We start from the raw sequence: 14,133 nt of genomic DNA, 5'->3' as shown, positions 1-14,133 counted from the left end.
GAGAAAAAAATCTTCCTTTTCTAGAATAATCTCGTAAAAAGTTATCGAAATTAATCAAACACCGGTCTCGGATAAAGACCTGCTGCTTCAACTATCCCCGGAACCTTTTCTTCCCATTCTATAGCCATAATATGGAATCCGGCTACTCCTTCCACTTCTTTGAGACGCTGAATAGTTTCGACGGCGAATTTCAACCCCTCTTCCGATTGCTTGCTCTTTTCCACTCCGGCCAACCTGTCGATCAGATCATCGGGGACGTCCATGCCGGGTACCGCCTTTCTCATATATTTTGCCATACCCAGGGAGCGCATAGGGGTGATGCCGGCAAGAATATACACTTCCTTATGCAGACCCCTCTCTCTGACTCCCTCCATCCATTTCTCAAATTTTGGTATATTGTAAATGCATTGTGTCTGGATGAACTCGGCTCCGCATGCCACCTTTTTGGCAAGCCGCGGAACACGTATTTTGAATGGGTCGGCAAACGGATTGGCTGCGGCACCTACAAAAAACTTAGGCGGCACTTTTATATCGTCACCGGAGAGAAATTTTCCTTCATCGCGCATCAATCTGACGGTCTGCAGCAATTGCATTGAATCAAGATCAAAGACATTCTGAGATTGTGGGTTGTCGCCAAAGCTTTGATGATCACCAGACAGACAGAGAACATTGTTGATCCCAAAAGAAGCGGCCCCAAGCAAATCGCTCTGCAGGGCAATCCGATTTCTGTCGCGCACCACCATCTGCAGGACAGGGTCCATCCCTAACAGCTTTAAATGCACACAAGCAGCCAGACTGCATAAACGAGTCACGGAGGTCTGATTGTCGGTAATATTTATGGAGTCGATATGATCCTTCAATAAACTTCCTTTATCGATTATGCCCTGTGCATCGCTCGAACGGGGAGGACCGCACTCACTGGTAACTGCCAGTTGGCCGCTTTTAAGAACTTTTTCCAGTTTACTTTCAGTATGCAATTCCACTATTAAAAATCCTCCAGTTTAAATGATCGTGGTCCACCGGCTCTGTCTTTTGACCAGTCTTTTATAGGTGTAACCTTTTCATAATCATCTAACTTCCCTAAAGCCTCAAGGCGATCAACAACAAGCTGCCAGGCACAATCGAGATCTTTTGAGATTTCACATTTTCCATTTGACGACCCGCCGCAGGGACCATTAAATAATCTCTTGCAGCACCTGGTCACCGGGCACACCCCTCCGGTGACACCAAGCATGCAGTCTCCACAGGCTTGACATTTTTCAGTATAGAGGCCTTTGGCTATAACATCTCCTAAAAAAGTAGTGTTTAACCCAGGATAGATTGGAGTAGTGGGGTATTTTGTTGCCATAAATTGTACACCTATCCCACAGGCCAGGCTCAGAACCGCTTCCGATTTCTCCAGAAGCTCTCTGGCGGAATCAAAAAACTCATGTTCACATTGTCTTTCAATACCGCTGTCCCTGATTTCCAGATCGATATCGTCCTGGGTCGCCCTCATCCGCAGAAGGGAGGCTAAAATTTCAGCTTCCTTGTTGCCGCCCTGATGACATACGGCGACACAGGTGTTACAGCCGAATACTGTCAATTGCTTGTGACCCTTGACCATCTCCCATATTTCATCAAATGGTTTCTGCTCACCTACGATCATAGTTGATGTACTCCTTATTGAATAAAGCCAATGGTAAAGCTCATAAAGCCTTTTGAGGTTTTTCCAGTTGTTTTTCAGCCTTTTTCTTCAAGGCGATATAGATGGGAGAGGGTCCCAATTTGGAGATTCTTTCGGTAAACTCTGTGCAAATTTCTGCCCACCGTGGCCCCATCGCTGCGGAAAGATTGAAAAACTCTAGTCTTTCACTGTCGATTCCAACTGTTTCCAGAAGAGCGTGCAGCTTTTTTACTCTTTTCTTGGCATTTAGATTTCCTTCCAGGAAATGGCATTGACCATCCAGTCAGCCTGCCACAAAAACACCGTCCACCCCACGTTCAAACGCCCGGAGAACATGAGACTGGTCAAGCTTGCCGGTGCATGGCAGTCTGACAACCTTGACATTATATGGATAGGTCAACCGCATGACCCCGGCCAGATCTGCTGCGGCAAAGGCGCAGTAATGACAGGCGAAGGCTATAATATTGGGCTGCCAGTCCTGCGGGGTCTGCTGAGGTTTTTCCGGATGTATTTTTTCTGCTGATTTTTCTTCACCAGGTGACATATCTATATCGCCCCTTTTCGTTATCAGTGGATTTCCGTTGCGGCATCGACCATTGCTTTTATCTGGTCATCTCTGAAACAGTTGACCTGAAAGGCTTTTGCCGGACAGACACCGGCACAAATTCCGCAACCGGTGCACTTGATTTCATTATGGCTGACACGACCGTCTTCGTCGATAAACGGCGAACCAAAAGGACATGCTCTGAAGCACGCCAGACAAGACATGCAGATATCTCTGTTATGTTTTGAAATAATACCTGAAACCGTGAGTTTTTCATGGGAGAGCAACGCCCCTACCCTACCCGCTGCAGCCATTGCCTGGCTTATGGTCTCTTCGATATTTTTGGGCGCATGGGCAAGTCCGGCAAGAAAATATCCTTCACTTGGAAAATCCACGGGCCTGAGCTTAACGTGGGCCTCCAGGAAAAATCCGTCAATGTTGCAGGTCAATTTATATGCCTTGGCAATAGCCTCCGTCTCCGGATGAGGGCGCAAGCCTGTAGAAAGAACGACATAATCCGCGTTCAGCTGCATCTCTCTGCCAAGGATCTTGTCATTCAGGCTGACTTTGAGGCCCTCTTCTGTTGGCGTTACCTGGGGTTTATCGTCAGGTGTAAACAAAAAGAACAACACTCCCAGATCCCTGGCCTTCTTGTAATATTTTTCCTTAAGGCCGTAGGAGCGAATATCTCTATAGAGTATAACTACCTGCGTTTCTGGGGATTTTTCCTTTATAAAAATCGCATTTTTCAAGGCATCCTGGCAACATACACGAGAGCAGTAATTAGTTGGTTCTTCACGGGAGCCGACGCATTGGATCATCACAATGGTTTCATCGGCGGCTGGGATCTTCTCGGCAAGGAGATCCTCGAGTTCCCTCTGGGTAATGATGTTGTCGGACTGCTTATATTCGTATTCCTCAGGGCTGTATTCCATACCTCCCGTTGCGATCAGAACAGCGCCATGCTCAAGTACCTGGCCGTTGTCCAACTTGGTATGAAAATTGCCGACAAAACCGTCAGTTTCGCTGACAGTGGTACCTAGGTGTACACTGATGGCGGGATTTTCCTTGATTGCTTCTATAGTCTCCCGGAGATGCTTCTGGACATCGTCACCTTCTAGATTGGTGCGTACTCTGCGTAACAAGCCCCCCAGTTCGTTTTCTTTTTCTACCAGGTAGACCCCATATCCCTGATCGGCCACGGAAAGTGCGGCTGTCATTCCGGCTAAACCGCCTCCGAGGACCAGTACGGAATGGGTTACCCCAACCGAAGCGGACTGGACGGGCTCAAGAAGCCTGGTTTTGGCAATATTCATGTTGACAATGTCGATTGCCTTCTCTGTCGCCTTTTTATGATTATCGGAGTGGCACCAGGAACATTGCTCTCGTATATCGGCAAGTTCGAACAAAAACTTATTCAGGCCGACTTCGCGGATGGTATCCTGAAAAAGCGGAGCGTGTGTTCTGGGCGTACAGGAAGCCACCACCACCCTGTTCAGGCCTTTTTCCTTGATGACATCACGGATTTTCTGCTGCCCATCAGGAGCACAGGCATATATAATTGTCTCGGAATGAACTACGCCCTCATTTTTGGCAGACTCCTCGGCAACCTTTTGCACATCCACGACTCCGGCAATATTGACGCCGCAGTGACAGACGATTACCCCGACTCTCGGTTCTTCAGCGCTGACATCCCTCTCGGGAGGAAGGATGACTTCTTCCACCTCGGACCCTCTGCTTTCGCCAAGCAAAGCCATGGAGGCAGCCGCAGAACCACTGCTCTGTATCACTGTTTCAGGTATATCCTTGGGCCCCTGATAGATGCCGGCGACATAAATTCCTTTGCGGCTCGTTTCGACAGGACGCAGCCTGGAAGTCAGGGCAAAACCATATTCATCGCTTTCGATACCGAAAACCTTCGCGAATTCCGCAGCATTCAACTGTGGTTCGAAGCCAACGGAGAGGATGATCATGTCAAATATTTCATTGACCAGTTTACCATTCTCATCGACATAATGCAGAGTAAGGTCGCCGCTTTGAGGATCTTCAACGACCTCTGAAACCATAGCTCTTTTATAAAGAACCCCGCTCTGGTTTTTTGCCTTGTCGATATACTTGTCGAAATCCTTGCCGAATGCCCGCAACTCCATGTAAAAAACAGAGGCTTCCACCTCCGCATCATGTTCCTTGGCAATTATCGACTGTTTTGCTGCGTACATGCAGCACACCGACGAACACCAGGCGTTGGAATTATGCTCGTTTCTTGAACCGACGCACTGGATCCAGGCAAGCCTTTTTGGGTGGGCGCCGTCAAATGGCCGCTCAACGACTCCTCCGCAGGGGCCGGAAGCCGAAAGCAGTCTCTCAAACTGGAGCGATGTGACCACGTTTTTAATCCTGCCATAGCCAAATTCTTCACGTATTTCAGGAGAATAGGTCTTTAATCCGGGGGTCAGAATTATGGAGCCGACCTTGACATCAAATTCCTTGTCGGTATCTTCAAAGTTAATGGCCTTGGCATCACACACCTTTTCACATTTCCGGCACACTCCTTTAGTAAGGTACAGGCAATAGTCCGGGTCGATGGCGCGCGTGTTGGGTACAGCCTGGGGAAAAAGGGCATAGACTGCCCGGCGTTTATTAAGTCCCTGGTTAAAAACATCTAAGACCTTGGTGGGACATTTTTCTTCGCAGGCCCCGCAGCCCGTACACCTGTCAGCGTCGATATATCGTGCTTTCTGCAGTATGGATGCCGTAAAATTTCCTTCCGTTCCATCTACTTTCTGAACGGTGGACATGGTGTGCATTTTGATATTGGGATGGCGGCTGCTTTCCACCATTTTCGGGGATATCATGCACATGGAGCAGTCACCGGTGGGAAAGGTCTTGTCAAGACGAGACATCGTCCCGCCGATAGACGGTTCATCGCTGACCAGATGGACCAGCAGACCGCTGTCGGCAAGATCAAGAGATGCCTGCATTCCTCCAATACCCGCACCAACGACCAGTACGGAACCTGTTCTTTCTTTTTTTTCCTGTCCGGGGGTAATTCTTGTCAAAAGAAGATCCTCCATCAGATCAGCCCCGACAATTTAGGATTGCCGGCCATTTTCGCTAATTAGCCGAATGTCGGGCATTACTCAGAATATTACAATAAGTACCATCAAAGCTCATCCAGCAGAATTATCATCATCTCTGATTTCGATGAGCATGCGAAAGAGCACATGAAAGCGTTTTTCACATTGTTACTTTTGCAGTAACGACATCCTTGAAGATTTTTCACTTCAGCGTGAAGATTAACAGAATATTCAAAAGATTGAAACTTATTTTCAATAATATGCATCCAATATGACTTCATCTATTAAATGAAAAGAGATAAACATTGTTAAGGAATGTATTTTTTATTATAATCATAACGTTGCTGATAAAGGGAATATGCTGATTCTTCCACAATCCAGGTATAATTTTTGTGAGACAACACCCGATGCCGCACTGAGTAAAAGGAGAAAAGGCTACAAACAATAGATTCGAACGTTTCGAATAAACTACAGCTGAGGAAATATAAATTCTATGAGCTTCGATATTCTTCTGGGTTTATCACTTATTGTCTGTCTAATAGGTCTCTTTATTCGCTTCTTTATCTGGTTCAGTCAGAGCATCGACCCCACCAAGGAAAAAATACCGCTCTCCACCAGAATCGCCAAGGGGGCGACCGGCATCTTCAAAGTGGTTTTCAGCACCAAAATACTCCGCATCTTTCAGTCATTCTTCGCCGATATACTTTTCCAAAAAAGAATATTCAACAAAAGCCTCTACCGCTGGATAATGCACGGCCTGATCTTTTTCGGTTTTGTGTTGCTCTTCTTTCTTCATGTCACTGGCGACTTCACCTATGATCTTTTTGGGAGCGAGTATGTTCCCACACTTAATCCCGACCTGGCTTTGCGAAACATTCTCGGGTTGCTTGTCGTCATCGGCATCGCTCTGGCGGTGTATCGGCGCATACAATTAAGATCCAGGCGGCTGAAGTCCTATCTGAGTGACTGGACAGCGCTTACATTTGTAGCGGTAATCATACTCTCCGGATTTTTTCTGGAGGGCGCCAAAATCTCCTCGTATACCGTCTATGAGCAAATGGTTGAGGAGTACGGCTGGTATGAAGAAGAAGAGGCCAGGGCCTTGGAGGCCTTCTGGGTTGCCGAATATGGCGTGCAATCCCCCAATTTCACAGGTTCCATCGATGATGAGTTGGTGGAGACGGGCCGCGAACTGAACCAGGAAAGCAGCTGCATAGAATGCCATGCAAGTACGCAAAATGCCTTCGCCAGTTTTTCCCTGAGCAAAGTGATAGGCCCTGTTGCAGCCGCTCTTGGAGATCAGAGGACAGTCTCGTTCCTCTGGTTTCTGCATATAGCGGCCTCTCTGGCCTTTCTAGCCTGGCTCCCCTTCAGCAAAATGTTCCATATGGTTTCCGCACCCGTTAGTCTTGCCATCAACAGGGTAATGGGGAAAGAAAGCGACGATCCGGTTAATGAACTGAATCGGCAGATGATAGGTTTGTCCGCCTGTACTCACTGTGGGGCCTGCACCGTGGAATGCTCTTCGAAGATGTTTTTTGAATCCTTTCAGAACGAGTTCATTCTTCCTTCGGAAAAAGTACAGTTTCTCAAAAAGATAGCTGCCGGCGAGAAAGTGGACAGGGAAACCCTGAAGAGACTGCAGGAGGGCCTGTATATCTGTACCAGTTGCGACCGCTGTACCGATATCTGCCCTTCCGGTATAAACCTCAGAGATCTTTTCGTAAATTCCAGGTACTATCTGCTTGAGGAGGGCATGGTTGAAACTTCAATGTTAAGCCACTTCTCTTTTCCATTGGCACTGAACCGGAAATTCGCCGGCAATCATCTGAAGGCCTTGAAGTCCGTTCACGAGATATTCCGCAGCAGCTTCAAATCCCTTCCCGCTCTTCTGGGTCCGCTTACCTTGTCCAAACAGGGCACAATCGACAATGACACCTATCGTAGCTGCTATTCATGCCAGCGCTGCACCAATATATGCCCCGTGGTCAGAAGTTACGAAAACCCATCGGAGGCTCTGGACATGATGCCGCATCAAATCATTTACAGTCTGGGAATCGGCAAGGCCGATATGGCACTGGGAGCGCAAATGATCTGGAGTTGTTCTACCTGCTACCTGTGTCAGGAACACTGCCCTAATAAGGTTGAATTGACCGACATTTTCTACAGGCTCAAGAATATTGCCATCAACCGAATCGATTCAGGAGATAGACAATGAAATACGCATTTTTCCAAGGCTGCAATATACCTGTACGAATTGAGCAATATGCCGATTCAACCCGGGCGGTGTTAGATAAATTTGGTGTGGAGCTTGTTGAACTGCGCGAGTTTAACTGCTGCGGATATCCTGTCCGCAATGTTGATGAAAAATCATACATTCTGCCTTCTGTTCGGAATCTGGCCATCGCTGAAAAGGAAAATCTTGATATAGCGGTGATCTGCAATTGCTGTTTTGCCAGCCTGATGAAAGCAAAAAATGTTCTCGAGAATGACCAGGAGCTGCTCCGGGACATTAATTCCGTTCTGGCCAAGGAAGACCTGCACTACAGCGGCAAGGCAGCAATCAAGCATTACCTTGACATTCTCTACTCTGATATCGGCACAGAGAAGATTGCTGCCAAACTGGTTTACAAGGTCAGAGATCTCAATATCGCGGTTATTCAGGGGTGTCATCTGCTGCGGCCCCGGGAGATCACCGGATTCGACAATTCATTTGTACCGAAGATAACCGACGCTCTGGTAAATTGTACCGGTGCTGAAAACCTGGAATGGCAGGGCAAACTTGAATGCTGCGGAGCCGCCCTGGCAGGCATTAACGATAACCTTTGCCATACCCTGCTGCTGGAAAAAACAGAAGGCGCCAAAAAAGCCGGGGCCCAATATATAACTCCGATCTGTTCTTACTGTCACCTGCAGTTTGACACAAATCAGCCCAACATTGTCCAGGAAGAAAAGGATATTCTTCCCGTACTACTCTACCCTCAGATACTTGGGCTCTGCCTTGGCCTAAGTGCAGAGGAACTTGGTATCGGCCTGAATAGGACAATAAGCGCCGACGATATTGAAAAGGTGAAATCCACCCTTGGCTCTCCGGTAGATGACAAGAAAAATAAAAAGAAAAAAGGAAAGGTGAAGCAAGCCGCATAACAGGAACTTTTAGACCTTATCTAAAACCATGAAGACGGCAGTTGGACTGCCGTCTTTTTTTTGTGACGGCACTTCGTTCATAACCTGATTTACTCCTGAAAATCAGCACCTTCTGGCCTGGGCCGGGCTGCTCTTTTCATCGGGGCGCCATAAACCCGCCTATGGGGGAGTCGCTGCAGCCATCCGGGGCTGCAGAAAGCCGTGGAAAGAGCAGTCCCGACCTTGAGCTGAGGGGTAAATCAGGTTTCATAGTTGAATCCGCTTGTTCTTCCTTTAATTATTTATTTTTGTGCTTATACTGGACTTGGTACAGCTAATAATCTGATGCATTTTAATATTGGAGATTTTTATGAGTAAAGTTATTGCCTTTGCTGGCAAAGGTGGGGTTGGAAAAACAACGGTGGCAACGCTTGTGGTCAGGCATCTTTCGCGTAACGGCAAAACTCCCATACTGGCAGTCGATGCAGACCCGAACAGTAATCTCGGTGAAACCATGGGACTTGAAGTTCCTCAGACCATTGGTGATATCCGTGAAACGTATATGAAGGATCCTCAGGGCGTACCCTCCGGTATGGATAAGGTGAATTATCTAGAAATGCTGGTCGAACAGGCGCTTATTGAAAGACCCGAGTTTGACCTTCTGGTCATGGGGCGTCAGGAGGGACAGGGATGCTACTGTATGGTTAATAATATATTAAATAATTTCAGCGATAAACTTGCAGCGAGCTACAACTATCTGGTTGTTGATAACGAAGCCGGTATGGAGCACCTCAGCCGCAGAACCAGCGGAAAAGTCGATATGCTTTATCTGGTAACAGATTATTCTCTACGGGGTCTGCGTGCAGTAAAGCGGATTTATTCCATGCTGGACAGCCTTAAACTGGATATCGGAGAACTTGGAATCATCGTCAGTCGCGGCCCTGCACAGTTAGGGGAGGCTTTTCTCCAAGAAGTTGCGGAAATCGGCATTCCGATGGCGGCCATTATTCCCGACGATCCAGCCTTACTCGAGTTTGATATGGCGCGAAAATCACTCCTTGATCTACCAGATGATTCACCTTCGGTTGTGGCCATTGAGGCGATGCTCAAGAAGGCTGTTCCTGCATAATCTTCGGTAACCGTTTTCAAAGGAGGAGCTTTTCCTGCTCCTCCTTTTCACACATCCTCTCCTGCCCTACACCTTTTTCCTACCTTACTTGATCTAAGTCAATGCTGTTATTTCGGCAGGTGATATGCTTAAAATATAGAAAGAAAGCACAAGAACCGGTCTCTGCTGTCGTCTGATGGCCAGATGATCGTTTATTTTACGTGGAGGATAACACCATGAAATGTCCGGGACAAGACACACAGTACTGGAACGAAGACGCCATTTACGAAGTAAAATGTCCTGAGTGTCAGGCAATGGTAGAGTTCTACAAAGATGATACCACCAGGAAGTGCCACCATTGTCAGCACCGCTTCGTCAATCCCAAAATGGATTTTGGCTGCGCGACCTACTGTCAGTTTGCTGAGCAGTGCCTGGGAACCCTTCCGGAAGAATTCGTCATGCAACAGGACAATCTACTCAAAGACAAAGTTGCAGTAGAAATGAAAAGATATTTTAAAAACGACTTTAAAAGCATTGGCTTTGCGATGAAAGTAGCTAATTTGGCTGAAAGAATCGGCAGGGCAACTGAAGGAGCAAATCTTGCCGCCGTTCTCTGTTCAGCATATCTTCTCAACATCGGACAGAGGCTTGCTGAGCAAACAGGCTCTACGTCAAAAAAAGATCTGGAAAGAGAAGGACCGGCTGTGGCTTCGGAAATCCTCCACAGACTGAGGGCGAATGAAGAGCTTATCTCCCAGGTCTGCAACATAGTGGGGAAAGCAATGCCGCCTGCTGCCGATGATAATGACATCGCTCACCGTATTGTAAACGATGCCTATCAGGTAGCGCGACTTGACCTCGAGCTCAAAAATGGGAAAGTGACATCAGCAGATTTTGAGAAAAGGCTTGAGTCGATTTTTTCAGAGAAAGGCCGGGAAGAAGCAACAGCCGTGTTTGCTGCAGTTGCTTCATAATGGTGCAATTTCTATAAGGAGAGGCGACGAGCATTCTCCTTATAAAAATAATTCAAATCATTAGCACAGATTGTCCTTGGGCTGGTATTCCGAGCCGCAGGCTGAACATTTTGCGGATTTTTGAAGTTCGTCGGAGAACAATTCAACCTCCACTCCGCATTCGGGGCACTTCACCTTAATTTCACTCAGCGACTTATTGCTCTCAAAACCTGGACAGTGCTGCTGGTCGGACATATTCTTCTCCTTAATGGTGCTGATGCTTTATAACGACGAGCTTGAACAGTTCATTTTTTATCCAGATTTCCGCCATCTTTTTTTTCCATAAAATGGATAATACAGGAACTGCGAAATTTGCAATATATCTCAGAATCACTGCATTTTAGGCATTCGTCACAGAGATAATACTTATGTTTTTGGCACATATAGCCGGTTTCTCTGTCGGTATGAATTTTGCACTTTGCCATTTAAAAAATTCTAACTCTCTTCTTTTTCACGAGTTGCTAAATCTATCAGTGTCTTCAGCTGCCTGTTGAGTTCAAAAAGCTCATCTTCCAAATCGAGAAGCTCCATCATAATCGGAGGCTTGACCGAGTGAGCCGGTAATCTCTTTTTTGTTTCCTTGATCTTCTTCTCCAACCGATGGATCTTATCTCGAAGATGACTAATCTTTTTGTTCATGCACAATATACCATTAGTACCTTACTCCCCAAAAGCCGACACAAAAAACAAGAAAATGGAACTATTTTAAAATCCGTTAACTTACACTTACTGCCAAGGTACTTATCCAGCTCAGCTGGGTTAGTTGCTCATTCTCAGCTCTTTTTCGATGAGCTTCAATTCATTCTCCAACGGTCGTCTTTTCTCAATTGAATAAAATACCTGATGGCCCATTTGTCCCCTCTTACGAAAGGTAATTATCTCAAAAGAGTGCGAACCGGGTTCTGTTTGTTCGACCCAGAGTACCTTCTCAATCGGCAAGCCAAAATCTTCACAAATTCTTTTTGCAAATTTTTCAGGATTTGCTGAAACAGAATACCCCCATCCGGTATTTGTAAAGATACACAGGTAAGGCCGGATATATGATATTGACTCCTGAGTCCTTGTCAGGTTGGAAATACTCAAGTCATAGGCACCTGGAAACCATGATATAGGTTCCTTATTTTCCGATTTTTTGCCATCCCAACTATATCTACCTTTGAAGATAGCCATCGTAACCTCTTAAACGTAAAAAAAAATGCACACTGCAGCGCTCCTGTACACATTGCAGGAACTGTTCCGACCATTAACGGAGGTGGATTAATTTCTCGCAACCTGTGTGAGAGAGGTTCTGCCTGCAAAAAGGTCGGAGAATTTCTTTTTAGAAAAAGTAATCATAAGTTTTACGATTTGCGGCTGCCTTTTTATCACCTTACAGATTATTTTCTTGTTATTGCAAGAAAACAGTCTGTTCAGAGGTCTTATCCAGTTCAGCCGGGGTATAGTGCAAGCAGTTCGGCACTACACCCCTTGTCAGAGGTTAAACCATGGCCAGTGATCTCCGATCCTCCATGCTGGCAAGAACACGCTCTTTTTTGTCCTGAATTCCCAAAGCAGCACGTTTCTTTTCAATATGTGCGATCATGAGCCTTGCCATATCATAGGGATTGTCTGCAAAACCCCACTTGCCGAAGTCTTTGGATTCAAGTTCTTCAAAAAGATGCTTCTCAAAACGGGTTCCCTCGATAATAGGAAAAGTATGACCGAAGACAGTATATATGCCGCTGGCAACAAAATACTGGCCAATAGCAATTGCCTTTTCACTCATCCACTCCGGAGCACATCCCGCGGCAGGAAGGTCGGCAAGGGAATCCCCTAATCCTCCCATCTTTACCATTTCCGAAGCCGCCACCAGAATCCGGCTGTTGTCGACACAGGAGCCAAAGCCCAATACAGGAGGCATACCTACGGTTTCACAGACCTCAGCCAGACCAGCACCGGCCAGAGCAGCTGCACCGGGTACAGTTAAGCCCGCTTTGGCAAGGGCAGTTTGAGAACACCCTGTCTGCAAGACCAGAATATCATTCTTGATCAATTCTTTAACGAGTTCAACATGAGAGAAATCCTGCTTCGATCGCGGATTAGTGCAGCCAACTACACCGGCAACTCCTTTTATTCTGCCGTTGATGATATTATCATTGAGAGGCTTATAACTTCCTCTGAAAGCTCCGCCAAGCATATATTTTATATACTCAGCTGAGAAACCCTGAATGCCGCGAGCCACTTTTTTAGGGATCTGGATTCTTTTACTGCGATTTCGGAACCTGGACACAGCCTTGATAATTATCTCTTCGGTGCAGACTGTAGGATCATGGTCATCCAATTCGATATGCGTGGCCCCTTCGATCTTTGCTCTATAATTAGTGGTAATGAACGCAGTATCATAACATTCGGCCACCTTGAAAAGATCCTGCTTGATACACTGTATATCGACGGTCATGGCATCGACAGCACCACTGACAAGTACGGCTTCGGTAGAGGAAAAGTTACCGGCGTGCGGAATGCCGTGCCGGGAGAGAACATCAAGTCCCGAGCAGCACATGCCTACCAGGTTTATCCCTTTTGCCCCGGCATCGGTTGCCATTTTGAGAACCGCAGGATCTGCCGCGGATACCATCATGGCCTCAAGCAGAATCGGCTCATGTCCGTGGACAATGATATTGACATGGTCCTCCTTCAACACCCCCATGTCAACTTGAACTTCGATCGGGGAAGGCGTACCGAAAAGAATATCAGAGATTTCTGTGGAAACCATTGATCCCCCCCAACCGTCGGCCAACGCCGTTCTCGATATCTGTTTGGTGATGTTTTCGTAATCCTGATCCACTCCTATAGCTGTGCGGTGCATCATTTCCATGATCTCGCGCATTGCTCCCCGTGGGACGATGCCTTCCTTTCGCCATGACTCAAGTGTTTTTAAGGGTACCCTCTTTACCAGAGGGATTTCACCATTTACTTGAGTATAGGTAAGCTCGAGCTCACGATAGAGATCCAGGGCCACTTCCTTGATACCCCTTCCTTCTGTTTCAATATCAAGTGATTCGGCAACCTCGTAGAGCTTCTGCGGATCTTTGATGGAAAAGTCTTTGACTTTTCCGTCAATAACTCCTTTAAACAGTTCAAGCATGGCCATACCGTGATCTGTATGAGCAGCAGTTCCGGCTGCAACCATTCTCCCGAAGTTCCTGGCGGCGATGGTGTCCACAGTCGCGCCGCAAATTCCCACCCGGTCATAAGGATCGTTAATATTCATGCGGCACGGGCCCATGGCACAGTGCTTACAACATGCCGACTGGGCACCAATCGGGCAGGCCTTCATATCATTGGCTCTATCGAAAAAGAGTTCGACTCCATCTTGTCTCGCCTTGATGATCATCTGCGATGTCGATTCACAGGTGGTGATATCTTCTACTTTTTGTAATTCCCTAAGCTTAGCCATGCTCCCTCCAGGTGTTAATACACGATTACGGCTGAATGTCATACCAGCCGGAATTCCACGGTTTCAAAATACAGTGTGAGTTACTGCCGTGAATAGATATTATTCCTACAATGACTCAAAGTCAAGAATACTGGAGGAAAAAACCACGGAATGACAAACAAAT

The 14,133-nt window shown here is 46.8% G+C and carries 12 protein-coding genes; 4 read left to right on the top strand and 8 right to left on the bottom strand.

Translation table 11 applies throughout. The features are described from left to right. Positions 1-50: 50 nt before the first annotated feature. From JWG88_RS01080 to JWG88_RS01060, 4 genes are read right to left on the bottom strand one after another with little or no spacing between them, the layout of a single operon-like run. Positions 51-983 carry a methylenetetrahydrofolate reductase gene (locus tag JWG88_RS01080; protein ID WP_337833092.1) on the bottom strand — a complete coding sequence of 311 codons (933 nt, stop codon included), beginning with the start codon at positions 981-983 and terminating at the stop codon, positions 51-53. 2 nt (positions 984-985) lie between these two features. After that, complete coding sequence (locus JWG88_RS01075; RefSeq protein WP_205231835.1) at positions 986-1,648, bottom strand: methylenetetrahydrofolate reductase C-terminal domain-containing protein; 663 nt, start codon at positions 1,646-1,648, stop codon at positions 986-988. 40 nt (positions 1,649-1,688) lie between these two features. Next, a complete protein-coding gene (locus tag JWG88_RS01070; RefSeq protein ID WP_371927030.1) occupies positions 1,689-2,177 on the bottom strand; it encodes a hydrogenase iron-sulfur subunit in 489 nt (162 codons plus the stop codon). Between the two features lie 56 nt (positions 2,178-2,233). Then, positions 2,234-5,269 carry an FAD-dependent oxidoreductase gene (locus JWG88_RS01060; RefSeq protein WP_240194213.1) on the bottom strand — a complete coding sequence of 1,012 codons (3,036 nt, stop codon included), beginning with the start codon at positions 5,267-5,269 and terminating at the stop codon, positions 2,234-2,236. A gap of 511 nt (positions 5,270-5,780) precedes the next feature. Between JWG88_RS01060 and JWG88_RS01055 the strand changes: the two genes are divergently transcribed. The 4 genes from JWG88_RS01055 (at position 5,781) to JWG88_RS01040 (ending at position 10,495) form a co-directional block, all read left to right on the top strand. After that, positions 5,781-7,505 (top strand): 4Fe-4S dicluster domain-containing protein, encoded by a 1,725-nt coding sequence (locus tag JWG88_RS01055; RefSeq protein ID WP_205231832.1) that lies wholly within the window; start codon positions 5,781-5,783, stop codon positions 7,503-7,505. Next, positions 7,502-8,434: a CoB--CoM heterodisulfide reductase iron-sulfur subunit B family protein gene (locus tag JWG88_RS01050; protein WP_205231831.1), complete on the top strand. Its 933-nt coding sequence runs from the start codon at positions 7,502-7,504 to the stop codon at positions 8,432-8,434. The genes JWG88_RS01055 and JWG88_RS01050 overlap by 4 nt, the downstream gene beginning before the upstream one ends. Before the next feature lie 349 nt (positions 8,435-8,783). Further along, positions 8,784-9,542: an ATP-binding protein gene (locus JWG88_RS01045; RefSeq protein ID WP_205231830.1), complete on the top strand. Its 759-nt coding sequence runs from the start codon at positions 8,784-8,786 to the stop codon at positions 9,540-9,542. A gap of 215 nt (positions 9,543-9,757) precedes the next feature. After that, positions 9,758-10,495 carry a phosphohydrolase gene (locus tag JWG88_RS01040; protein ID WP_205231829.1) on the top strand — a complete coding sequence of 246 codons (738 nt, stop codon included), beginning with the start codon at positions 9,758-9,760 and terminating at the stop codon, positions 10,493-10,495. Positions 10,496-10,555: 60 nt separating this feature from the next. On the opposite strand, the gene JWG88_RS01035 is transcribed toward JWG88_RS01040, so the two are convergent. The 4 genes from JWG88_RS01035 to cooS form a co-directional block, all read right to left on the bottom strand. Continuing rightward, the gene (locus JWG88_RS01035; protein WP_205231828.1) at positions 10,556-10,729 is read right to left on the bottom strand and encodes a hypothetical protein; all 174 of its coding nucleotides are present in this window, start codon (positions 10,727-10,729) and stop codon (positions 10,556-10,558) included. 240 nt (positions 10,730-10,969) lie between these two features. Continuing rightward, positions 10,970-11,173, bottom strand: coding sequence for a hypothetical protein (locus JWG88_RS01030; RefSeq protein ID WP_205231827.1), 204 nt, complete (start codon positions 11,171-11,173; stop codon positions 10,970-10,972). Positions 11,174-11,293: 120 nt separating this feature from the next. Beyond that, on the bottom strand, positions 11,294-11,704 hold the full coding sequence (locus JWG88_RS01025; RefSeq protein ID WP_205231826.1) for a hypothetical protein: 411 nt from the start codon (positions 11,702-11,704) through the stop codon (positions 11,294-11,296). Positions 11,705-12,011: 307 nt separating this feature from the next. Further along, positions 12,012-13,970 carry an anaerobic carbon-monoxide dehydrogenase catalytic subunit gene (gene cooS, locus JWG88_RS01020; protein WP_205231825.1) on the bottom strand — a complete coding sequence of 653 codons (1,959 nt, stop codon included), beginning with the start codon at positions 13,968-13,970 and terminating at the stop codon, positions 12,012-12,014. Positions 13,971-14,133 lie beyond the last annotated feature (163 nt).

It is taken from the genome of Desulfopila inferna (assembly GCF_016919005.1).
In the GTDB taxonomy this organism is placed as follows: domain Bacteria; phylum Desulfobacterota; class Desulfobulbia; order Desulfobulbales; family Desulfocapsaceae; genus Desulfopila_A; species Desulfopila_A inferna.
This window is presented reverse-complemented; position numbering and strand designations above follow the sequence as displayed.